Annotated in this window: 24 protein-coding genes; 5 read left to right on the top strand and 19 right to left on the bottom strand. The window is 30.1% G+C overall.

Going from position 1 to position 21,632, the window contains the following annotated elements; genetic code table 11:
- The first annotated feature begins 30 nt into the window (after positions 1 to 30).
- Positions 31 to 333: a c-type cytochrome gene (locus tag ACD570_RS03740; protein ID WP_200281028.1), complete on the top strand. Its 303-nt coding sequence runs from the start codon at positions 31 to 33 to the stop codon at positions 331 to 333.
- Positions 334 to 363: 30 nt separating this feature from the next.
- Here the strand turns inward: ACD570_RS03740 and ACD570_RS03735 are convergent, their stop codons facing one another.
- Positions 364 to 567, bottom strand: a complete 204-nt coding sequence (locus ACD570_RS03735) for a cbb3-type cytochrome oxidase assembly protein (RefSeq protein WP_200281025.1) — start codon at positions 565 to 567, stop codon at positions 364 to 366.
- A complete protein-coding gene (locus ACD570_RS03730; RefSeq protein WP_337207285.1) occupies positions 560 to 2,920 on the bottom strand; it encodes a heavy metal translocating P-type ATPase in 2,361 nt (786 codons plus the stop codon). Before ACD570_RS03730 ends, ACD570_RS03735 begins: the two co-directional genes overlap by 8 nt.
- A gap of 137 nt (positions 2,921 to 3,057) precedes the next feature.
- On the opposite strand from ACD570_RS03730, the gene rho reads away from it, so the two are divergent.
- Together rho and ACD570_RS03720 are read left to right on the top strand one after the other, a co-directional pair.
- A complete protein-coding gene (rho, locus tag ACD570_RS03725; protein ID WP_417904427.1) occupies positions 3,058 to 4,356 on the top strand; it encodes a transcription termination factor Rho in 1,299 nt (432 codons plus the stop codon).
- A 3-nt stretch (positions 4,357 to 4,359) separates the two neighbouring features.
- Positions 4,360 to 5,892, top strand: coding sequence for a DNA polymerase III subunit gamma/tau (locus ACD570_RS03720; protein WP_417904426.1), 1,533 nt, complete (start codon positions 4,360 to 4,362; stop codon positions 5,890 to 5,892).
- Here the strand turns inward: ACD570_RS03720 and ACD570_RS03715 are convergent, their stop codons facing one another.
- From ACD570_RS03715 to ACD570_RS03675, 9 genes are all read right to left on the bottom strand, one after another.
- On the bottom strand, positions 5,893 to 7,998 hold the full coding sequence (locus ACD570_RS03715; protein ID WP_417904425.1) for a heavy metal translocating P-type ATPase: 2,106 nt from the start codon (positions 7,996 to 7,998) through the stop codon (positions 5,893 to 5,895). It lies immediately after the preceding gene.
- A complete protein-coding gene (locus ACD570_RS03710) occupies positions 7,999 to 8,193 on the bottom strand; it encodes a cation transporter (protein ID WP_337204403.1) in 195 nt (64 codons plus the stop codon).
- Entirely contained in the window at positions 8,193 to 9,146 is a 954-nt protein-coding gene (locus tag ACD570_RS03705; protein WP_417904424.1) for a cation diffusion facilitator family transporter, read from the bottom strand. The genes ACD570_RS03710 and ACD570_RS03705 overlap by 1 nt, the downstream gene beginning before the upstream one ends.
- A gap of 63 nt (positions 9,147 to 9,209) precedes the next feature.
- The gene (locus tag ACD570_RS03700) at positions 9,210 to 9,704 is read right to left on the bottom strand and encodes a threonine/serine exporter family protein (RefSeq protein WP_200281004.1); all 495 of its coding nucleotides are present in this window, start codon (positions 9,702 to 9,704) and stop codon (positions 9,210 to 9,212) included.
- On the bottom strand, positions 9,701 to 10,477 hold the full coding sequence (locus ACD570_RS03695) for a threonine/serine ThrE exporter family protein (RefSeq protein WP_200281002.1): 777 nt from the start codon (positions 10,475 to 10,477) through the stop codon (positions 9,701 to 9,703). Before ACD570_RS03695 ends, ACD570_RS03700 begins: the two co-directional genes overlap by 4 nt.
- Positions 10,478 to 10,600: 123 nt before the next feature.
- On the bottom strand, positions 10,601 to 10,828 hold the full coding sequence (locus ACD570_RS03690) for a hypothetical protein (protein ID WP_200281000.1): 228 nt from the start codon (positions 10,826 to 10,828) through the stop codon (positions 10,601 to 10,603).
- 12 nt (positions 10,829 to 10,840) lie between these two features.
- Positions 10,841 to 12,265 carry a DUF3373 family protein gene (locus ACD570_RS03685; RefSeq protein ID WP_417904423.1) on the bottom strand — a complete coding sequence of 475 codons (1,425 nt, stop codon included), beginning with the start codon at positions 12,263 to 12,265 and terminating at the stop codon, positions 10,841 to 10,843.
- Positions 12,266 to 12,345: 80 nt separating this feature from the next.
- Positions 12,346 to 12,828: a peptidylprolyl isomerase gene (locus tag ACD570_RS03680; RefSeq protein ID WP_417904422.1), complete on the bottom strand. Its 483-nt coding sequence runs from the start codon at positions 12,826 to 12,828 to the stop codon at positions 12,346 to 12,348.
- 10 nt (positions 12,829 to 12,838) lie between these two features.
- The gene (locus ACD570_RS03675; RefSeq protein ID WP_417904421.1) at positions 12,839 to 13,546 is read right to left on the bottom strand and encodes a YebC/PmpR family DNA-binding transcriptional regulator; all 708 of its coding nucleotides are present in this window, start codon (positions 13,544 to 13,546) and stop codon (positions 12,839 to 12,841) included.
- Positions 13,547 to 13,659: 113 nt separating this feature from the next.
- Between ACD570_RS03675 and ACD570_RS03670 the strand changes: the two genes are divergently transcribed.
- Both ACD570_RS03670 and ACD570_RS03665 read left to right on the top strand, forming a co-directional pair.
- Positions 13,660 to 13,995 (top strand): DMT family transporter, encoded by a 336-nt coding sequence (locus ACD570_RS03670; protein WP_374260355.1) that lies wholly within the window; start codon positions 13,660 to 13,662, stop codon positions 13,993 to 13,995.
- Complete coding sequence (locus ACD570_RS03665) at positions 13,992 to 14,306, top strand: DMT family transporter (protein WP_337203359.1); 315 nt, start codon at positions 13,992 to 13,994, stop codon at positions 14,304 to 14,306. The genes ACD570_RS03670 and ACD570_RS03665 overlap by 4 nt, the downstream gene beginning before the upstream one ends.
- A 6-nt stretch (positions 14,307 to 14,312) precedes the next feature.
- On the opposite strand, the gene argS is transcribed toward ACD570_RS03665, so the two are convergent.
- The 8 genes from argS to rpsB are packed head-to-tail and all read right to left on the bottom strand — an operon-like array spanning position 14,313 to position 21,571.
- Positions 14,313 to 15,905 carry an arginine--tRNA ligase gene (gene argS, locus ACD570_RS03660; protein ID WP_417904420.1) on the bottom strand — a complete coding sequence of 531 codons (1,593 nt, stop codon included), beginning with the start codon at positions 15,903 to 15,905 and terminating at the stop codon, positions 14,313 to 14,315.
- A 9-nt stretch (positions 15,906 to 15,914) separates the two neighbouring features.
- Positions 15,915 to 16,154, bottom strand: coding sequence for a Sec-independent protein translocase subunit TatA/TatB (locus ACD570_RS03655; RefSeq protein ID WP_200280986.1), 240 nt, complete (start codon positions 16,152 to 16,154; stop codon positions 15,915 to 15,917).
- A 1-nt stretch (position 16,155) separates the two neighbouring features.
- Entirely contained in the window at positions 16,156 to 16,773 is a 618-nt protein-coding gene (gmk, locus tag ACD570_RS03650) for a guanylate kinase (RefSeq protein WP_200280984.1), read from the bottom strand.
- A 3-nt stretch (positions 16,774 to 16,776) separates the two neighbouring features.
- Positions 16,777 to 18,252, bottom strand: a complete 1,476-nt coding sequence (locus ACD570_RS03645; protein WP_417904419.1) for a hypothetical protein — start codon at positions 18,250 to 18,252, stop codon at positions 16,777 to 16,779.
- 53 nt (positions 18,253 to 18,305) lie between these two features.
- Positions 18,306 to 19,073 carry a flagellar biosynthetic protein FliR gene (gene fliR, locus ACD570_RS03640; protein ID WP_200280978.1) on the bottom strand — a complete coding sequence of 256 codons (768 nt, stop codon included), beginning with the start codon at positions 19,071 to 19,073 and terminating at the stop codon, positions 18,306 to 18,308.
- The gene (locus ACD570_RS03635; protein ID WP_417904418.1) at positions 19,060 to 19,695 is read right to left on the bottom strand and encodes an ABC transporter ATP-binding protein; all 636 of its coding nucleotides are present in this window, start codon (positions 19,693 to 19,695) and stop codon (positions 19,060 to 19,062) included. Before ACD570_RS03635 ends, fliR begins: the two co-directional genes overlap by 14 nt.
- 11 nt (positions 19,696 to 19,706) lie before the next feature.
- On the bottom strand, positions 19,707 to 20,780 hold the full coding sequence (gene tsf, locus ACD570_RS03630) for a translation elongation factor Ts (protein WP_417904417.1): 1,074 nt from the start codon (positions 20,778 to 20,780) through the stop codon (positions 19,707 to 19,709).
- Positions 20,780 to 21,571 carry a 30S ribosomal protein S2 gene (gene rpsB, locus ACD570_RS03625; protein WP_200280970.1) on the bottom strand — a complete coding sequence of 264 codons (792 nt, stop codon included), beginning with the start codon at positions 21,569 to 21,571 and terminating at the stop codon, positions 20,780 to 20,782. Before rpsB ends, tsf begins: the two co-directional genes overlap by 1 nt.
- Positions 21,572 to 21,632 lie beyond the last annotated feature (61 nt).

The following is a 21,632-nucleotide window of genomic DNA, read 5'->3' as shown; positions in this document are numbered from 1 at the left end:
ACATTAAATTAAATTCAAGGAGAAGTGTCAATGAAAAAAATGTTAGTAATCTCTGCATTAGCATGTATCGGTGTTTCAGCTTTTGCTGCTGATGGTGCAACTATATTTAAAAAATGTGCGGTATGCCACGGTGCAAAAGCAGATAAAGTTTATTTAAATAAAGTTCCAGCTCTTAAAACTTTAAGTTTTGAAGAAAGAGCACAAGCACTTAAAGAATATAAAGCAGGCACAAGAAACAAATTTGGCCAAGGCGCTATTATGAAAGTTCAATTAAGCAGCTTAAGCGAAGCTGATTTAGAAGCTGTTGATAAATATATTGAAACTTTAAAATAATTCCAAAGCTTTCATTTTGTCAATGAAAGCTTAATCTCTCTTATCCTTTAAAGCTCTCTTTTTACGGTTTTCAAGTTCTATAGCATCGCGTAATGATTCTTCATCATCATTTAAAGTAACAAATTTATAATCATCATCAAATTGTTTAGTTTTTATTCCCCAAAGCAAGATAGCCAAAATCACACAAAAACCAAGGATGGAAACACCTATCATCATTGTAATTACACTATTCATTTTTTATCCTTAAAGCATTTAAAACCACCATTATACTACTAAAAGACATAGAAATTGCTGCAACTAAAGGATTAATAAGTCCTAAAAAAGCTAGAGGTATAGTACAAGCATTGTAAAATAAAGAAAGGAATAAATTTTGCTTGATGATTTTGTAAGTATTTTTTGAAATTTGTATAGCATTTTTTAAAGAATTTAGATCATTTTTTAAAAGTAAAATATCACTATTTTCAATTGCCAAATCACTTCCTTCACGCAAACTTACAGAAACAGCGGCATATTTTAATGCCAAAGCATCATTTACACCATCTCCTACAAATAAAACTTTTTTATTTTGACTTAATTTTTCCACAATTTGCATTTTTTCTTCAGGCAAACAAGCAGCTTTAAAATTATAAATTTCAAGCTCATTAGCGATTTTTTCAACTGCTTTTTGATTATCACCACTTAAAATCATAATTTGAGTTTTTGTAGATTTAAGATAGGTGATTAAATTTTTAGCTCCATCCCTTAAAACGCTCGAGAATTCAAAATAAGCTAAAACTTCACTATCGCTAGCAAAAACAAAATGAGAATTATTAAATTCTTGATTAAAAATTATATTATTTTCTTGCAAAAATTTTAAATTTCCGCCTAAAAAAACTTTATCATTTAACATAGCCCTAATACCTTTTGCTTGTATATTGCTTACTTCTTGAAAATTTAAATTTAAACGTTTAGCATTTTTGTTTTTACTTAAAAATTGTGCAACACTTTTTGAAATTGGATGATTTGAAAGTGAAACAAAAGTATAAAATTCATCGATATTCAACTTTTCATGCAAGAAAAAATGTTTTACTTCTAAATTAGGCTTAGTTAAAACCCCTGTTTTATCAAATACAACCATATTGCATTTTGAAAGATCCTCGACCACACTTGAACTCTTAAATAAAATTGCTTTTTTTAATGCTCTACCAAGCGCCACAAGATTGCTAACTGGAGTAGCTAAAGCTAAAGCACAAGGGCAAGCTATAATTAAAACGGAAATTGCATTGATCAAAGAAATTTCAATTCCAGCTTTATAATAAAAAAACCATATTAAAAAACATATTAAAGCAAAACTTAAAACTACACGAGAAAAATAAGAAGAAATTTGAGAAACTAAACTTTCAAGTTTTGCTTTTTTCATACTTGCAAACTCTAAAAGCTTTATAATTTGACTTAACTTAGAATCACTATAAACTTTACTCGCTTCATACTCAATACTCCCATCTAAAACAATACAAGCAGAATTAACTATATCTCCTTGTTTAACTAAGCAAGGCTCATTTTCTCCGCTTAAAGATGAAGTATCTATACTCGCTTCGCCCTTTTTACAAATCCCATCAATTAAAATTTTATCTCCACTTTTAAGTAAAATTTTATCTCCTATGCAGACTTTTTGCACCTCTTTAGGTGCAAAATCCCTTCCATTAAAAACCATAACTTCATTTTGTAAAAAATCACTTAATCCATCTATAGTATCTAAAGCACGTTTTTTACTAAACATTTCAAGATATTTTCCTATAAATACAAAACAAATAATCATCGCAACCGAGTCAAAATAAACTTCAGAAGATCTTGTAAACATAGCCCATAAAGAATAGCTATACGCTAAAGTAGCTCCGCTAATTACCAAAGTATCCATATTGAGGCTTTTAAATTTTAAAGATTTTAAAGCGCTTTTATAAAAATTAGATCCAGTGTAAAAAAGCACAGGAGAACAAAGAATAAATTCAAAAAAATTCAAAATATCTTTTATATCTCTATCCATACCGCTAAAAAAACCAGCGTATTTTGCTACAGCAATCCACATAATATTCATCACACAAGCAATGCCTACTACGAGTTTAGAATAAAACTCTCTTTTCATTAAATCAGCTTTTTTAGAACTTTTAACAGGATTATACGCACTTGCTTTATAACCTATGCTTTCGATTAAATTCAAAATTTGACTTAAGGAAATACTTTCCTTATCAAAAACTATTCTTGCTTTATGACTTAAATGATTGATATCTAGTTCTAAAATTCCTTGTTGTTTAATTAAAATTTTTTCATTTAACCATATACAGGCTGCACACTCAATGCCATGAATCATAAGATAAATTTCACTAAAACCTTCTTTGGTTTGAGTGATAAATTCATCATAGTTTTTATTTGAAAATTCTAAATTTACAGGTTTTAAAGATCGATCTCCTAACCTTTCATAAAATTCATCCAAGCCTGTTTCATGCAGGATTTTCCAAACGCTTTCGCATCCCTTACAGCAAAAAAATTTATCTTTATAAATAATCATTTGGGATTTTTGATAACTTAATCTACAATGTTCACATTTCATAATTAATCTTTAAAAAATATTTTTTTATAATTATAAACAAATATATGCAAATTATTTGACAAAAAGTATATTTTTTTATTAAAATCACAATTTTAATTTACTACTGCAAATGACTGCATAATTTCTTGCGAGGGCTTATGGAAAAAGAAAAAAAACAACATCAAAGAACCCATATTCCAGTTGAGGGTTATAAAATAGAAGATTTAAAATTACTTGACTTAGAAAATTTAGTCAAAATTGCAAATGAATGCGAAATAGAAAATCCACGCGAATTTCGTCGTCAAGAACTTATTTTTGAAATTTTAAAAGCACAAACTAAAAAAGGCGGATTTATACTCTTTACAGGAATTTTAGAAATTTCAAGTGAGGGCTATGGCTTTTTAAGAGGTATGGATTCTAATTTAAGCGATAGTGTTAATGACGCTTATGTTTCTAATTCTCAAATTCGTAAATTTGCATTACGTGTAGGAGATATCGTCACAGGGCAAGTTAGAGAACCTAAAGATCAAGAAAAATATTATGCGCTTTTAAAAATTGAAGCGATTAATTATATGCCTTTACAAGAAGCTAAAGAAAGGCCATTATTTGACAATTTAACCCCGATTTTTCCTACTGAAAAAATCAAACTAGAATACGATCCTATAAAATTAACAGGACGCGTTTTAGATCTTTTTACCCCTATAGGAAAAGGACAACGTGGGCTTATAGTAGCACCGCCTAGAACAGGCAAAACAGAACTCATGAAAGAATTAGCAGCTGCAATTGCTAGAAATCATCCAGAAATGCATCTAATTGTTCTTTTAGTTGATGAAAGACCAGAAGAAGTAACCGATATGCAACGTTGCGTTAAAGGTGAGGTTTTTAGCTCTACTTTTGATTTACCTGCTTATAATCATGTTCGCGTTGCAGAACTTGTTATAGAAAAGGCAAAAAGAATGGTTGAAACAGGCAAAGATGTTATCATTTTGCTTGATAGTATCACAAGACTTGCTAGAGCTTATAATACAGCAACCCCTAGTAGCGGGAAAGTTTTAAGTGGTGGTGTAGATGCAAATGCACTCCATAAGCCAAAACGCTTTTTTGGTGCCGCTAGAAATATAGAAAATGGTGGATCTTTAACCATTATAGCTACTGCTTTAATTGATACTGGCTCAAGAATGGATGATGTAATTTTTGAAGAATTTAAAGGAACGGGAAATAGCGAAATCGTTCTTGATAGAAATATCTCTGATAGGAGAATTTATCCTGCGATCAATATTATCAAATCGGGCACTAGAAAAGAAGAACTTTTACAAGGTGTTGCAGAACTTCAAAAAATTTGGGCTATACGCTCTGCTATTTCTCAAATGGATGATATTGAAGCTCTTAAATTTTTATATTCAAAAATGCTAAAAACTAAAGATAATGTCGAACTTTTATCTATAATGAATGAGTGAAAAATGCTTCAAGCACTAGCCGTTAAATACAGACCAAAAACTTTTGATGAGCTTATAGGGCAAAAAACTGTTAGCACTAGCTTAAAATACGCACTTAATAACAACCGCTTAGCCCATGCTTATCTTTTTTCAGGTTTAAGAGGCAGTGGAAAAACCTCTAGTGCTAGAATTTTTTCTCGTGCTCTAGTTTGCGATCAAGGACCTAGTGACACTCCTTGTGGAACTTGTAAGCAATGTATAGCGGCTTTAGAAGGAAAACATATTGATATCATAGAAATGGATGCAGCGAGTAATCGAGGTCTTGAAGATATACAAGCTTTGATCGAGCAAACTAAATATGCTCCTTCTATGGCTCGTTTTAAAATTTTCATTATCGATGAAGTGCACATGCTTACCCCTCAGGCTGCAAATGCACTTTTAAAAACCTTAGAAGAACCACCAAGCTATGTAAAATTCATACTTGCAACGACAGATCCTTTAAAACTTCCAGCTACAGTTTTATCCAGAACTCAACATTTTCGCTTTAAACAAATCCCGCAAAGTGAAATTCAAAACCATCTCAAAGAAATTCTTATTAAAGAAAATGTTCGTTTTGAGGAAGAAGCTTTAAAATTTATTGCAAGAAGTGGTAATGGATCTTTAAGAGATACATTGACCCTACTTGATCAGGCTATTATTTTTTGTCAAAATGATATTAGTACTCTTAAAATCACTGATATGTTAGGTTTTTTAGATCCAAATAAAATTAAAGAATTTTATCATGCTATTTTGACTAAAGATAAAGAAAAGGTTTTTGATTTCTTGGATGAACTTAAAGAATACGAAGCTTCTAGCGTTATTGATGAAATGCTATTTTATCTCAAAGAAAGTTTTTTTGCCAGGAGTACTGAATTTTCAACTTTAATTTATGAAAGATTTTTCCGCATTTTAGCTCGTGCTAAAAATATGATTTGTGATGATGATGGTTTTACACTTTGCGTGATGGCTTTTATGATGATGGAGGCAAGTTATCTTAAAGAAATTGATACACAAATCAATGAAATCAAGCAAAGAAAAACTATTGAAAATACTTTACCAGAAACCACGCCTATTTTAGATCAAAAAATTCAAGAAAAACCAAAAACGCAAAATGCTTATGAGATGCTTTTGGATGCAATATATGATAGAGATTATGAGCTTGGAAAATGTTTTGAGAAAAATACACAATTTATTAGTTATGAAAATCAAATTTTAACAATAAGCTCCAATGCTACAGGAGAAAATCGCACTCAACTTAATAAAGGCTTTAAGCTCATACAAGAGCTTTTAAAAGATAAATTAGGAGAAAATGCAAAAATTGCTGTCCAAAAAGAAATTGCTATTGATGAAAGCAAACTCCAATCAATAACTCAAGAGCCTAGCTCTCTTTCAAATTCTAAGCTAGATCTTAATTCATCTTTTAAAGAACTCAAACAAGGAGCTAAAAAATTTAATCCTGAAGAAGATGTTAAAGAGGCTTTGAAAGATTGTTTTGGAGAGCCTCAAATTCAAGAATAATTAAATATTTTTTAACCTCAAAGAATTAAGTACAACCGTTATAGAACTAAAACACATGGCTAAAGCTGCGAAGTGTGGGCTTAAAGTTACAAAAGGTATAAAACCAGCCGCAATAGGAATACAAAGCGTGTTATAAATAAAAGCCCAAAAAAGATTTAATTTAATTATTTTTCTTGTTTTTTTAGAAAGAGAAAAGCAATATAAAATATTTTCCAAATTTTCTTTAATCAAGATAAAATCCCCTGTTTTTTTAGCTAATTCATTTGCCTTTGAAAAACTCATGCTCACACTTGCTAAAGATAATCCTGCTGCATCATTTAAGCCATCTCCTATAAACAGAGCTTCTTTAGAATTTTTAATGATTTGAAATTTTTCTTCTGGTTTTAATTGTGCATAAAAATCACTAATATCTAGCTCTTTAGCTACCTTTTCAACACTTTCTTGATTATCTCCACTTAAAATGATACTTTTAATTCCTCGTTTTTTTAATCCCGCAATGAGTTCTTTTGCACCTTGTTTTAAAGTGCTATCGAGTAAAACTCCACCTAGACAATGAAAATTTTTTGCAAAATACACCTTAATACTTCCCAAATTTTTAAATTGATTAAAAAATTGATCGCATTCTTTAGTATCAATACCTTTGCTATCTAAAAAATATCTACTTCCTATAAAATATGTATCATTATCTTCTTTATAGACAATACCTGCGCCAAAAACAATTTCACCTTCGCCTTTTAAATTAGGATGAATATTTTTACTCAAACTTTTTGCAATAGGATGAGAACTTAAGCTTTCAATCTCACAAAGCTTTTTAAAATCGTCCTGATTTAAATTGTGCTTAATAATTTTTAATTCTTCTTTAGTCAAAGTTCCTGTTTTATCAAAATAAGCAAGTTTAATTTGACTAAGCTTTTCTAAGGCTGCAGGATTTTTAAGTAAAATAAAATTTTTAGCCGCATTTGAACTAGCTACCACTAAAGCAATTGGAGTTGCAAGTCCTAAGGCGCAAGGGCAAGAGATTAAAAGCACAGCACAAGCGTGCAAAAAAGCTATATTTAAATTTGCTTTAAAAAACCAAAATAAAAATACACATAAAGCCAAAATGATAATACCTGCTACAAAATATTTAGAAATTTTATCTGCTAAAGTTGCTAATGGGGTTTTTATATTTCCTGCATAAAAAACTAAATTTTTAATTTGTTCTAAAGTGCTATCCATTGCTTTTTTACTTGCTTTAATTTTTAACATACCATTTAAAACAATACCACCCGCTTGCACTTCATCATTTTCTTTTTTCAATATAGGAAAAAATTCTCCATTTAAAAAGCTCATATCTACTTCAGCATTTCCGCTTAAAATCACCCCATCAGCAACAATGCTTTCACCTTCTTTTACCAAAATAATATCTCCAGCTTTAACAAAAGCACTTGAGATTTCTTTAATTTGATTATTTTCAAGTAAAATTCTTGCCTTTTTTGTATCAATATTTTCAAGTTTTTTTTGATAATTTTCAGCTTTAAATTTGATTTTATTTTCAAGATATTTTCCTAAAAGCACAAAAGAGATAATCATCATAGCGCCACTAAAATACAAATGCTCTTCATTAAAAATTCTAAAATAAATCAAACAAGAATACACAAAAGCACTCATTACCCCTAAAACAACAAGGGTATTCATATCTAAATTTTTATTTTTCAATCCCAAAAAAGCATGAGAAAAAAAATCTCTTCCGCAGTAAAAAATTCCAAAAAAGCTTAAAAACATTTGCATATTTTGTGAAAAAAAACTTTGATCAAACATTTCAAAATACATCACAACAACACTTAAAACTATACTTAAAAGTAAATTTTTTCTAAGTTCAATATGTTTTTTGATTTTATATTCTTCTAGGCTTTGCTCATCTTCTAAAATTTCAAAGCCTAAATTTTTTATTTTTGTTAAAATTTCTTTACGTTTTTCATCTTCTTGGATGAGAAAAATACCACTTGAATTTATATAAGAAACACTTGCTTCTTCAACACCATCAATCTTTTTACAAGCACGTTCAATAGCATTGGAGCAATTAACACAAGTCATCTTCCCTATTTTTACACGAAATTCTTGCATTTATATGCGACCTACTATTTCAAATCCTAATTCTTCAAATTCATTTTTAAAATCTTCTAATTTTTCTTCCTTCAAATCAACACTTAAAATTTTATTTTCTAAATCCACTTCTATTGCCCCATATTCATTTTCTAAAGATTTTTTGATTAAATTTACACAATTGATACAATTGACATTATTAACTTTAAATTTCATCATTCTTCCTTTTTTGTAATACTTGGTTGTATTGTAATATGTCCTATATTAAAATGTTCTAAGAGTTCATTTGAAAGCTCTTGATAGAGTTTTTCAAATTCATATAATTCTTTAATATTAACTTCGATATGCAAAGTTGCTACAAACATTTTATTTGTAATCTCTACTATATGCAAATCCAAAATTTTGCTCACTTGATGATGTTTTAAAATCACTTCTTCAACACTTTTGACATCTACAGGTGAAGTTTCTAGCAAAATATTAATACTTTTTCTTAATAGCTTAATCGCCCATCTTAAAAGCAAAAGAGATAAAATCAAAGCTAAAATCGTATCAATATAAACAATTTGAGTAAAATAAACAACGATTCCGCCTACAATCACCACCAAAGAGCCTAGCAAATCGCTTATCATATGTAAAAAAGCAGATTTCATATTGACATTATCTAAACTTGCACCTTTAAACATTAAAAAAGCGTTAAAAGCATTGACTAAAAATCCCAAAATAGCAACAACAATCATAGTTTTTGCATCTATATTTACTGGATAAAATAATTTTTCTATACTTTCATAAATAATAAAAATCGCAGATAAAATAATAGTTAAAGCATTGATAAAAGCAACTAAAATTTCTAATCTAAAATAACCAAATGTTTTTTGTTCATCTTTAAATTTTTCTATAGCAATAATCGCAAAAAAGCTAAGAGCTAAAGCAAAAACATCAGAAAACATATGCAAAGTATCGCTTAATAATGCTAAGGAATTTGAAAGTATAGAATACACAAATTGCACAAGCATCATCAAAAAAGTCATAATAAGAGATATTTTTAAAATTTTCTTATCCATATTACGCGCATCTGAATGATTATGATCGTGATGATGTTCATGATGAGAGTGATCATGATGAGAATGGCATTTTTTTGCTAAAGGTTTATGCGATAAATACTTTTGCATTTTTTTCCTTTTTTATTTTTATTGTAAGATATTAAATTAACAAAAAGATAAAAAAAATGAAAATTAATGTCTTCTTATGTGTCTTGTCATCATAAAACTTTGCTCAAAGAATATAAGCAAAGTGATACTTACTCCTATAGCTAAAGCTAGAGTTACAGAAACTGTAGTTAAAAAATAATCAAAAAATTGCACCAAAAAATTAGTTTTAGCTTGAATATCTTCACTGCGTATAAAAGAGATCAAATATAAAATTGCCTTATAAGCATAAATCCCAGGTATCATCGGTATAAGTGCTGGAAAGGCTATGATTTCAGCTGGAGTTTTTATCTTTTTTGCTAAAACTATACCCAAACAACCTATACAAAAAGAGGCTATAAAGGTTGCTATTGCTAAGGTTTGAAAGTGAAAATATTGCACCAAAACAAAACGAAGACCATGGGCAATAGCTGCTAAAAAAGCTGAAGCTACCAAGGTTTTAAAAGGAGGGTTGCAAGCATAAGCAAAACCAAAACCAGCTAAAGCCGCAAAAAACATATCTTTTAAAACAAATTCTATCATCTTAAAATTCCAAAATCAGTTAAACTAAGCGTCATATAAATTCCAAGTGCTATACAACAAATCAAAATCCCAACACTAATAATACGACTCACTCCCATTAAAATATGATCTTTAAGTATATCTATAACCGAGTTGATAAAAAACACACCAGGGATAAGATATAAAATGCTAGAACCTAAAGCCACATCGGATGTATTTGTATATCCCATATCAAGCCCTAAAAAAACAAAACCTGAAGAGATAAAAGAACAAATAATATATTGAATTCTCAAATCTATTTTAAACTTTGTCAAAAAAAATCTTAAAATCAAACCTAAAAAAGTTCCAAAAAATACCAAAACACCCGAACCAAAGTCACCACCAAAGAGCCTACAAAAAGCCGAATTTGCAATAGAAACTAAAAAAAGAGTCTTTAAAAAAGAACGCTTTTCTTGGCAGATGATTTGATCAAAAATCGCCTTTGCTTTTTCAAGATCATATCTATGATCATAAATAGCCCAACTTAAAGCACTCAAATCTAAAATAATCTTAAAATTAATATAAGCATGATGATTAGGGATTACATAAGTTCTATGCTTGGATTTATCGCTCCTATCTACGATATTTAAAGTAATATGGTGAAAAAAGAAATTAATATTGATCTCATAGCCATAAACTTTAGCGATTCTTCCTACACATTTAGCCACCCTAGATGTATAAGTCCCAGAACCCAATAAAGTCTTTGTATAGATAATAAGAAAATTAGTCAAACTTTGTATATCAGGTTTTTGCATTTATAATTCTTTATGATTGAAATTTGATTTATTATAACAAAATTTTAAAACAAAGAATATAAAAAATAAAAAAAGAATTGAAGAAATTAAAAGAAGTATAAAAGCGGTTTTAAACCGCTTTTATTATTTACCTGCAACTGAAACTTGATTTGGATTATCAGCCGCACGAGCAACCATACACTCTTTCAAAATTGAAGCATCTTTAGGATCTTTAACTTTTTTATTCACCCAGCGTTCAATTTGCTTCATTGTTTTTGATTCTGGTTCTGGAGCTTCGTATTTTGCCATTAAGCTAGCACAATCAGCTAAAGCAATGATAGGCAATAAACCTAAAAAAAGTAATTTTTTCATATCACTTACTCCTTAAAATTTCACATTATACATTAACATAACATTATCAGCTCTTGATTTTTCTTTCTTAGCTCCACCAAGAGGTAAACCACGATTTCCCCATTTATTTTGGATATTGGTGTAACTTAAGCGTAAGAATTGATATCTATCAAGTTGATAAATCACATAAACATCATTTGCTATACCTCTAGTCATTCTTATATTAAGTGGATCATTGATGCTTGGACGAGACATAGTATACCAGTATCTGCTACCCCAGAAGAATTCATAACCTACTTTTAAAGCTCTTGTAAAGTCATAGCGTCCACCTACATGCACTGCATAACCATCTTTTTCGTTAAATGCTAAAGAACTAGCCATACTATTAGCTTTATCTGACCACCAAGTATTTGCATTGCTTCCGTTGTAATAACCTAAAGATGTAAACCAGTTAAAGTCTGTTCCAAAAGTATTGTAGTTTTCAAAATGGATATTTGCAATAGTTGCATCACCTAAATTTTTAACACCTGCTCCACCGATTAATCCATTCATTACACTATTGCCAAGATCAACTGGTAAAGAGAAATCAGTCATACGAGCTATATTAAAGATGATCAAGTTATTTCCAAAGCTACCTAAAGGAAGCTCTCCCTCTACAGCTGCATAGTAAAGATTTGCATCTGCATCTTGTTGATCACTCATCCAGTCTCTTACTTTACCACTTTCTTCATCCCATTGGTAAGTTTTACCATAAGCAGCACGGATAGCTACTTTATAATCTTGCAAACTTTCAGGTTTATAAGTAATAACCGCAGCATCACCTAAAGCGTTGATTGCTAAAGCTGGATAGGTTGATTGTCTTAGGGCATTGTTTCTAAGATTTGTTCCAGGACCATCTGTTCCAGGTTGTCTTCCTATAGTTGCAATCCACTCAGGAGTAATGTAATAATCAAGATAAGCTCTATCTACATAAAGGATAGGACCACTTGTTCTAGTGTTTCTTCCTGCATCTAAGTCATAAGGCGTTCCACTCCATCCCATTTGAGACCAGTTTTTAGCCATAGATAAACGACCATAGAATTTAGTTTTATCGTTAATATCTGCATTCATATTTAAGTGAAGTTCCATCATCCACTTATTGTTAGCATGATAAGTTGTGCTAGGAAGCTTATAGTTTGTATTTGAAAGTGCATTCGAGAATTCAAGTCCGAATTTCACTTTACTTAAAGCAGCTTGAAATTCGTTATCATCTGCTCTATCGCTAAGATCAGCAAGCTCTTCTTTAACTTCTTTGTTTTGCTTAGCTTGAGCTTCTCTTTCTTTTCTGATTTCTTTTAACTCAGCTTGAATTTTTGCAAGCTGTTTTTGAAGCTTAGTGATCTCATCATCTGCAGTTTGTGCAAAAAGTGATGATGAAAAAATACAAGCACTCAAAATAATTGAAAACTTAGTTTTCATAATAATAACTCCTTGTAAATATTTCATTAAAGTAAAGAAGTTATTATAGAATAAAAAGCTTTAATTTTAGATTATATTAATCATTTTTCGCTAGGAATTTCAATATCTAAAATTTTATCACCTTGGCGAATTGAGTCAAGTACTTCCAAACTTTGCTCATCTTTTAAATCAATTTGCCCAAAGATGGTATGCACTCCATTTAAATGAGGTTGCGCACTTAAACAAATAAAAAATTGCGATCCACCTGTATCTCTTCCTGCATGTGCCATTGATAAAGTCCCACGCAAATGTTCATGCTGTTGATTATCGCATTCGCAAGGAATTTCATATCCAGGCCCACCTATACCATTGCCATAAGGACAGCCCCCTTGCACAACAAAATTTGGAATCACTCTATGAAAAGTTAAATCTTTGTAAAATCCTTCATTAGCCAGATTAGCAAAATTACAAACCGTTTGAGGAGCTTCATCGGCAAAAAGCTCAACTTTCATTGTGCCTTTTTCTGTTTTAATTAAAGCAAATTTATATTTGCCTGCATTAGTGGTATCGATTTGTTTAAGCATTTTTCCTCCTTTATTCTATGTTAGTATAAACAGCTTGAACATCATCATCTTCTTCAAGCTTATCTAGAAGTTTTTCTATATCATTGAGTTGTTCTTCGCTAAAATTCAAAGGATTATTAGCAATATATTCAAGCCCAGCTTTTTTAAGCACTAAACCCTTAGCCTCTATAGCTGAACTTAATTCTCCAAATGCTGTATAATCCCCGCTGATAACTAATTCTTCTTCATTTTGCTCTAATTCCTCAAGACCAGCATCGATTAAATCAAGTTCCAATTCTTCCAAATCTCCTGAAAATTTTTCAAGATAAAAAACCGCTTTTCTATTGAACATAAAACCTAAGGATCCATTTTGCAAAATTTCTCCACCATTTTTACTAAAAATAGCTTTTACATTAGCTACGGTTCTAGTAGGATTATCTGTCATGCATTCAACTATAACCAAAATTCCATGCGCTGCTTTTCCTTCGTAATGGATATTTTTTATATCCACACTATCTTTACCGCTAGCACGCTTAATTGCCGCATCAATATTATCTTTAGGCATATTATTAGCTTTAGCAGTAGCTATAGCACTTCTTAATTTTGGATTCATATCAGGATCAGACCCACCCTCTTTAGCTGCTACTTGTATAGCCTTAGCAAGCTTAGGAAAAAGCTTACTCATCTTATCCCATCTAGCCTCTTTAGAAGCTCTTCGGTACTCGAACGCTCGTCCCATAAGTTTCTCACTTTCTTAAAGATTTTTACGCTTGAAAGTATAAAATAAAAAGGCTGATTAAAGCTTTAAATGATATGATTTCAACATTTAATTTTAACAAGGATAGAGTGTTTATGGAAAAAAGAGAGCTTTTTAAAGCTTGGTTTTTTTTAATTTGCGCTATTGTTTTTGAAGTGTTGGGTACAAGTTTTTTAAAAATGGAAAACATAGTTTTAGGCTATTTTTTTATGGCCGTATTTATTGGTTTTTCTTATTTTTTTCTAAGCAAAGCTATTAAAAAAATTCAAGTTGGCATAGCATATGCAGTTTGGGAATTGCTAGGCGTAATTCTTATCCTTTTGGTTTCTTTTATCATTTTTAAAGAAATTTTGACTCTAACTCAAATTTTAGGTATTGTTTGTGCTATTGCAGGGATTATTTTGATTAATATCGGAGAAGTTAGAGAGTGAAATTTTATTTTTTAATTATCATCTTATCTGCATTTTTAGATATTCTTGCAAATTTATTACTTAAAAAATCCAATGGTTTTAAATATAAATTTTGGGGAATTGCTGCTATTTTTAGCGCCATCTTAGCTTTTTTTCTACTTTCTTTTGCTTTAAAATATGTGCCTTTAAGTATCGCATATTCGACTTGGGGCGCTATAGGAATTATCGGAACTTGTGCTGGAGGATGGATCTTATATAAAGAAAAATTAAATAAAATAGGAATTTGTGGCGTTTTTTTAACTATATTAGCTGTGATTTTGCTTAATCTTTAGAATGGATTAACGATCCATTCTATTTTTTGCCTCAATTCCCATCAGGGCAAAAGCAGTTCTTATGCTTAGAGCAACTAAAGCAAATAATTTTAGCAAACTCTTTTCATTTTCAGAACCCACTACTTTATTTTCATTGTAAAATTTATGAAAACTTGCTGCTAGATTTTTTAGATAATCTGGAATCTTTTGCAAAGATCGACTCTCAAAAGCATCATTTAAAATAGCTTTTAAATTTAAAGCCTCAAAGAGTAAATTAGTTCCATCTTGATTTAAATTTTGTAAATCAGCCTCAATTACATCCGCAATACTCTTACCTGCCTTTGCAAAAACTTGATGTATTCTTGCATAGGCATAATTGATATAAAAAACTGGATTAGAATTATCTTCTTTTTGCAAATCGCTTACATCAAATTCTAAATGAGTATCGCATCTTTTACTTAAAAATATATAACGCAATGCATCTGCACCAATTTCATTTAAAACATCACTCATTAAAATGAAATTTCCTGCTCTTTTGCTCATTTTATAAGGTTCACCATCCTTAAGCAAAGAAACCATCTGCGCTAAAATAATTTCGAGATTATCTGGATTAAAACCCAAATAATCCATTGCAGCTTTCATCCTAGGAATATATCCATGATGATCAGCTCCCCAAATATTGATGCATTTATCATAAGATCGACTCATTTTATCCTTATGATATACTATATCAGCAGCTAAATAAGTTCCACGACCATCTTCACGGATAATCACGCGATCCTTTTCATCTCCTTTTAAAGAAGAAGCTAGCCAAATTTTTCCCTCTTTTTCATAAATACCTTGATGTTGTTTTAATGCCTCTAAAGTCGCATCTAAAGCATTGTAATAAGACTTTTCGCTTACATAATTATCAATTTTAATTTTTGCTTGATCTAAATTTTGTTTGATCAGTATAAGCATTTTATCTTTTGCCCAATCTGATAAAGAAGGGATATTTTCTTCCTTAAAAAAGTCTTTTCCAAATTCTTCATAAGCTTTTTTAGCTAAATCACTGATATAATCGCCTTTATAATATTGTTCTGGATATTCTACTTCTTCTTTTAAAATTTTTTCTTTTACACTTAATAAAACAGAAAGACCAAGAAGATAAATTTGATTTCCCGCATCATTGACATAATACTCTGTATCAAATTTATAACCTAAATGTTTTGCTACTCTTGCTAAAGTGTCGCCAAAAATAGCTCCTCTTGCATGACCTATATGTAAAGGGCCTGTAGGATTTGCACTTACGTATTCAAGTAAAAAAGTGTGCGTTTTACCATTATCTTTGGCAAATTCGTGTGGATTTTTTAAAGCTTGACTAGCAAGTTCATTTAAAAAGTTTTTTGAAATTCTAAAATTAAGATAACCATTAATAGCTTCAACTTTTTCAAAACAATGATGATTTTGAAATTTTTGTGCTAAATCATTAGCTATAATCATAGGAGATTTTTTTAACTCTTTAGCTAAAGAAAAAGCTAAAGGAGTAGCAAAATGCGCTAAATTTTTATCCTTAGGATTTTCAAGAATAAAATCACATCCTAAAACTTTTTTAATCTCATTAAAAATAATACTTTTCAAGAAAAAACCTTAAGCTTTTTTTGTTTCGTCTATATTTGCATCAATACTTGTATTGTTTTCTTTATTTTGTTTTTCTTCGATTTTTTGAGTATTTTTAACTGTTTCATCATCGCTATTCATTTCATCTTTAAAAGTCTTAATACCTTTACCTAAACCTTTTGCAAGTTCTGGAATTTTTTTAGCTCCAAAAAGCAACACAACAATTAATAAAATAATTAACCAATGACTAGGACTTGACCAACCACCCATTTTACTCTCCTTTATTCCAAATATTTTGAATTCGATCTAGATCTTGCCCTTTTGTTCTTAACCTATGGGCGACTAAAATTGCTCGTAATGCTTCATAGCTCTGATCAAGTTTATCATTTATAATCAAATAATCATACTCACAAAGCTCTTTCATTTCATCACTTGCATTCTCTAATCTTTTTTCTAGTTGTATTATTGTATCAGTATTTCGCTTAATAAGTCTTTGTTTTAATTCTTCTTTATCTTTTGTTGTGATAAAAACAGAAACAATTTTATCTTGTAGCTTTTTTTTAGCTATTTTATATCCTTGTACATCTATATCAAGAACAACTATCTTTCCGTGATTAAGTGCATCTTGCGTATATCGCAATGAAGTCCCATAAAAATTTTCATGAACCTTAGCCCATTCCAAGAAATAGCCCTTTTTTATATCCTCTTGAAATTCTTTATGGCTAACAAAATAGTAATGTTCCCCGTGTTTTTCACCTTCTCTTGGAGATCTAGTTGTAGATGAAATCGAAAAATATAAATCTGATTTAAATTCCTCAAAAAGTTTTTTTAAAAGCGTAGATTTGCCAGCTCCGCTAGGCCCAGACACTAATAAAATAAAATTTTTCAAACATTATTCCTCATTAAAAGTAACATTAATGTTAATATTCATATTCATACCCTTAAGCGCTGCTTTTAAGGTATCATCTTTAATGCTTGAGGTAATTGCTCCTGCGATACTTTGACTCAATTCATTTACAATTTCTTCATTAGTCGTTTCTGGTGCCTTGGGATCTTGAGATACTATTTCTTTTTCAATAGTTTTTTTCTCTTCAATAGTTTTTTCTGTTATAGTTTCACCTAAAGCTTGTTGTATTTCACTTTCTTTAATACCATCTAATTCATTTGCTGCTAAATTTGGAACCACGACTTCTTCCTCATCAATTTGTAATTCTTTTTCATCAAAAACAGGTGTATCTTTAAAATTCTCTAAAATCTGCGGACTATCATCTTCATCAATCTCATATTCCAGCTCATCAAGTTGTGCTAATTCTTCTTTAATCTGATCTTGAGCGCTTAAATTTCCAAAATCATTGATTAAATCTTCCTCTAAAGAATTGTCTTCTTCAATGACAGGTAAGATTTCTTCTTCTGATTTTTCGTCGTCTTCTTTATTTTGTCCTAAAAATTCTGCATCTTCTGGAATATCATCAAAATCAACTTCTTTTTCTTGCTCTTCAACTAAAGGTAATTCATCCTCAAAAGAATCTTCTTGAATATTTGGAGTATTTATTTGTTCTGTTTTTTCATTTAAATTTTCTTCTTGTAATAAAAGATTATCATCGTTTAAAATTTCATCATGATTTAAAATTTCATGATTTTCTGAAATTTCATTATTTTCCTTATGACTTTCTTCTAGTGTATTCTCTTTTTCATCCAACTTATCGATATTTTCTTCAAATTTAAAATCATCATCAGCTTCTAATTTATCTTGATTTTCTTGTGATATTTGAGAATCCTCTTTAATTTCTTCTTTTGTTTCATCATTTAATTTTATAGCTTCAGTTTCTTCATTAAGATTGTCAAGATTTTCATTTTCTTCATTTAAAGAATTTTCTAGATCTTTAGTTTCTTCAATATTTAAATTTTCTTCATCTGATTTTTCATCATCAAAATCTAAATTTAAATCATCAATTTTCAATTCATCTTCGCTAGATTTATCATCTAAATTCAAATCATTTATATCAAGTTCATCTTTAATGGTTTCATCATTAGAATCTTCAATAGCTGTTGTAGTAATGGTATCATCGATTTTTAAATTTTCCCCATTTAATAAATTTAAAAAATCTGTAGGCAAAAAAGGCTTATATAAAATTTGTGCATCAATATCAACATTTTGATTACGTGGTGCTAAAAATATCAATTTATCGCATTTTTCTTTTAAAACCTTTAAAGGAGCCGGGACGTCGCTATCAACTACAATAACATCATAATGACCCAAATCTTCACTATAAGTATTAAGCTCTTCAAATTCATAAGACATTTTTTTAGCACTAAGACTTATCAATCTCGAAACTACAGAATTCTCATTTAAAAGTAAAATTTTCATCACTTGTCCTTAAAAATAATTACTATTCTACAAAATTTTCATTTATCCTTTGCTTAGACAAAAAAGAGAGTTTGCATATGAGTGATTGCTTCTAATATCAAATCCTTAAAATACTCCATCATCACAATCAAAATAACTATTAAAACAATAATTCCTAAAGCGATTTTAATAGGATAGCCAATTACTAAAAGATTAAATTGCGGCATAGTTTTCATCAAAAGTCCAAAAATAGTATCGGTAAGTAAAGAAATTCCAAGTATAGGAAAACTCATAGTAAAACCTATAATAAAAATATTTAAAATGCCCGAATTTAAATAACGCATTAAATTTTCTTGAGGATAAAAAGCCCCTAAATCAATATAACCTAAAGAATAACTTAAAAATAAAAGTATCAAATGATGCCCATTAAAGGCTAGAAAAAACAATAAAGCAATTAAATGCAAAATTTGGGATGTAATTGGCATATTTGTGCCAGAACTTGGATCTAAAACATTAGCCATTGTAAATCCCATAATAAAAGCAATTTGTTCACCAGCCATCATAATAATAGCAAAAATAATTTGCAATATTAAACCTGCAATCATCCCAAAAATCACTTCGCTTAAAAGTTGAATCACAAAAAAACTATCTAAATGCAAATTTTCAAGTTTTGCTAGAGGATATAAATACATAGTTAAAAACAAAGCTAAAGTTGTTTTAATAACTATAGGAATAGAATTATGAGAAAAAAAAGGAAAAAAAACTATAAGTCCACTCATTCTAGCAAAAAGGAGCATAAAGGTGGCTACATTTTTATCGCCCAGATAATTAACAAATTCCATTTAGTTTTAAAGTGTAAATTTGATCACAAAATTTTGCGAGTTTATGATCATGAGTAACAAAAAACAAGGCAGCTTCATTTTCTTTAGCATAACTTATTAAAAGCTCTATAACATTTTTAGCATTATCAAAATCTAAATTTCCGGTTGCTTCATCTGCAAATATAATTTTAGGTTTTTTACAAAGCACTCTAGCTATACTTACACGTTGTTGTTGCCCACCGCTTAATTTTCCTATTTTTTGATTTAAAAGTTTATCAATGCCTAGTTTTTCTAGAATCTTTTCATCTAATTTTTTATGAGATAAAACACTAGCAAGTTCTATATTTTCTAAAGCAGAAAAGCCCTTAAATAAATAATGTGTTTGAAAAATAATACCAAAATCATAACGACGAATTTTTAATCTTTCATTTTCATCTAAATGATAAAGATTTCTATCTTTATAAAAAACATCGCCTCCATTAGGTTGAAGCAAAGAAGAAAGGATATGCAAAAGAGTTGATTTTCCGCAACCGCTACTACCCTCTATAGCAATACAATCTTGAGTTTTTAAAGTTAAATTTAAATTTTCAAAGAGCGGATAATCAAAACTATGACTTAAATTTTCCGCTCTTAAAAGTTCCATTACAATCGCTTTTAAAGTTGTGCAGCCACTTCAGCAGCAAAATCTTCAGTTTTCTTTTCTAAACCTTCACCAACCTCAAAACGAATAAATTCTACGATTTTAATTTTACCGCCCAATTCTTTTTCTTTTTCAGCAATAACTTGCTCTATAGTTTTTTTATCGTCCATAACATAAAATTGCCCCATTAAGGTTAATTTGCTATCAAGTTGAGAATTATCCGCGATAAAGCTGTTCATTTTTCCAGGGATAATATTGTCCCAAATTTTTTCAGGTTTCCCTTGTGCTTTAAGTTCAGCTTTAATATCTTCTTCTGCTTGTTTTAAAATTTCTTCACTGAGTTGTTTTCTACTTGCAAATTTAGGTATTTTAAGCTCTGGTTTATTTGGATCTTTAAGTCTGCGTCTTTCTTCATTTTCTTTTTCAAGTTCAGCAACTAAAGCCTTATATTCACTTTCAACAAAAGAAATATCTAATTCCTCATAACTTAAATAGCTTGGTTTCATTGCTGCTATATGCATACAAATTTGTTTTAAAAAATCTCTTGATTTAGAAGCAATTTCAGCACTATCACAAGCAGCAGCAATAATAACGCCTATACGTCCATTTGTATGGATATAACCATTTACAACACCATTAGCACTTGATTTTAAAGTCGCAAATCTTCTTACAACTAAATTTTCACCAATAGTTGCAATTTGACTTTTTAAATATTCTTCAAATTTTACCCCATTGATTACGCTCGAATGAAGCTCTTCAACACTTTGTAAGCTATTGTTTTGAATGTGTGCTGTTGTATCTTTAGTCAAAGAGATAAATTGATCATTTTTAGCTACAAAGTCGGTCTCTGAATTGATTTCAGTGATAGTTACGCTTGAAAAATCATCATTAACTTTAACACTTACTAAACCTTCAGCGGCAAGTCTGTCGGCTTTTTTTGCAGCCTTGCCTAATCCTTTTTCTCTTAAAAGCTGAACTGCTTTGTCAAAATCTCCATCAGTTTCACTCAAAGCATTTTTACAATCCATCATCCCCGCGCCTGTGCTTTCACGGAGTTCTTTTACCATTGCAGCAGTAATTTCAGCCATTATTCTTGCTCCTCTTTAAAATCTTCTTCGCTCATAGCTTCATCTAAAACTTCTTTTTTTTCTTCTTCTGTAATCTCTTCTTCTTGCGTAGTTGGCATTTCACCATCTTGATCTCTTAAATTCTTTCCTTCATTGATAGCTTCAGCGATTTCTTGACAGAAAAGTTGCACAGAACGAATCGCATCATCGTTACCTGGAATAGGATAAGTTACCAAATCAGGATCGCAATTTGTATCAAGAGGCGCCACAACAGGAATTTTTAATTTATTTGCTTCTTGAACAGCAATTTTTTCTTTAACTGTGTCAATAACAAAGATCATATCCGGTTGAGTTTTTAAATGACGAATTCCTCCAAGATAAGCTAATAATTTTTCTTTTTTTCTTGTAAGCATCAAAGCTTCTTTTTTAGTTAAAAGTTTGATACTTCCATCTTCTTCCATTTTTTCTATAACTTCTAATTTTCTAATTGATTGACGAATAGTGCCAAAATTGGTCATCATACCACCTAACCATCTGTGATTGACATAAGGCATACCACATTTTTCAGCATATTCTTTAATTGCCCCGCCGGCTTGCTTTTTTGTTCCAACAAAAAGTATAGTTTTACCTTCAGCTGCAGCATCGCGAACAATATTGTAAGTATATCTAAAATATCTCAAAGTTTTTTGCAAATCTATAACATAGATACCTTTTCTTTCTCCAAAAATAAATTTCTTCATTTTCGGATTCCATCTTCTTGTTTGATGTCCAAAATGAACACCGCATTCTAATAAATCTCTCATGCTAACCATGATTTCTCCTTGTAAATTTAGCTTTTATTCCTCCACACCCCTTAACTAAACAAGCTAAAAA

The sequence above is a fragment of the Campylobacter sp. LH-2024 genome (assembly GCF_048270605.1).
GTDB classification, from domain to species: Bacteria; Campylobacterota; Campylobacteria; order Campylobacterales; family Campylobacteraceae; genus Campylobacter_D; species Campylobacter_D molothri.
The sequence above is the reverse complement of the archived record's forward strand: the minus strand, read 5'-3'. Positions and strand labels throughout refer to the sequence as shown.

What these genes read in the sequence shown, in the direction of transcription:
- ACD570_RS03740 (WP_200281028.1), top strand. Translation starts at nt 31, where the DNA reads ATGAAAAAAATGTTAGTAATCTCTGCATTAGCATGTATCGGTGTTTCA.
- ACD570_RS03735 (WP_200281025.1), bottom strand. Translation starts at nt 567, where the DNA reads ATGAATAGTGTAATTACAATGATGATAGGTGTTTCCATCCTTGGTTTT.
- ACD570_RS03730 (WP_337207285.1), bottom strand. Translation starts at nt 2,920, where the DNA reads ATGAAATGTGAACATTGTAGATTAAGTTATCAAAAATCCCAAATGATT.
- rho (WP_417904427.1), top strand. Translation starts at nt 3,058, where the DNA reads ATGGAAAAAGAAAAAAAACAACATCAAAGAACCCATATTCCAGTTGAG.
- ACD570_RS03720 (WP_417904426.1), top strand. Translation starts at nt 4,360, where the DNA reads ATGCTTCAAGCACTAGCCGTTAAATACAGACCAAAAACTTTTGATGAG.
- ACD570_RS03715 (WP_417904425.1), bottom strand. Translation starts at nt 7,998, where the DNA reads ATGCAAGAATTTCGTGTAAAAATAGGGAAGATGACTTGTGTTAATTGC.
- ACD570_RS03710 (WP_337204403.1), bottom strand. Translation starts at nt 8,193, where the DNA reads ATGAAATTTAAAGTTAATAATGTCAATTGTATCAATTGTGTAAATTTA.
- ACD570_RS03705 (WP_417904424.1), bottom strand. Translation starts at nt 9,146, where the DNA reads ATGCAAAAGTATTTATCGCATAAACCTTTAGCAAAAAAATGCCATTCT.
- ACD570_RS03700 (WP_200281004.1), bottom strand. Translation starts at nt 9,704, where the DNA reads ATGATAGAATTTGTTTTAAAAGATATGTTTTTTGCGGCTTTAGCTGGT.
- ACD570_RS03695 (WP_200281002.1), bottom strand. Translation starts at nt 10,477, where the DNA reads ATGCAAAAACCTGATATACAAAGTTTGACTAATTTTCTTATTATCTAT.
- ACD570_RS03690 (WP_200281000.1), bottom strand. Translation starts at nt 10,828, where the DNA reads ATGAAAAAATTACTTTTTTTAGGTTTATTGCCTATCATTGCTTTAGCT.
- ACD570_RS03685 (WP_417904423.1), bottom strand. Translation starts at nt 12,265, where the DNA reads ATGAAAACTAAGTTTTCAATTATTTTGAGTGCTTGTATTTTTTCATCA.
- ACD570_RS03680 (WP_417904422.1), bottom strand. Translation starts at nt 12,828, where the DNA reads ATGCTTAAACAAATCGATACCACTAATGCAGGCAAATATAAATTTGCT.
- ACD570_RS03675 (WP_417904421.1), bottom strand. Translation starts at nt 13,546, where the DNA reads ATGGGACGAGCGTTCGAGTACCGAAGAGCTTCTAAAGAGGCTAGATGG.
- ACD570_RS03670 (WP_374260355.1), top strand. Translation starts at nt 13,660, where the DNA reads ATGGAAAAAAGAGAGCTTTTTAAAGCTTGGTTTTTTTTAATTTGCGCT.
- ACD570_RS03655 (WP_200280986.1), bottom strand. Translation starts at nt 16,154, where the DNA reads ATGGGTGGTTGGTCAAGTCCTAGTCATTGGTTAATTATTTTATTAATT.
- ACD570_RS03645 (WP_417904419.1), bottom strand. Translation starts at nt 18,252, where the DNA reads ATGAAAATTTTACTTTTAAATGAGAATTCTGTAGTTTCGAGATTGATA.
- fliR (WP_200280978.1), bottom strand. Translation starts at nt 19,073, where the DNA reads ATGGAATTTGTTAATTATCTGGGCGATAAAAATGTAGCCACCTTTATG.
- ACD570_RS03635 (WP_417904418.1), bottom strand. Translation starts at nt 19,695, where the DNA reads ATGGAACTTTTAAGAGCGGAAAATTTAAGTCATAGTTTTGATTATCCG.
- tsf (WP_417904417.1), bottom strand. Translation starts at nt 20,780, where the DNA reads ATGGCTGAAATTACTGCTGCAATGGTAAAAGAACTCCGTGAAAGCACA.
- rpsB (WP_200280970.1), bottom strand. Translation starts at nt 21,571, where the DNA reads ATGGTTAGCATGAGAGATTTATTAGAATGCGGTGTTCATTTTGGACAT.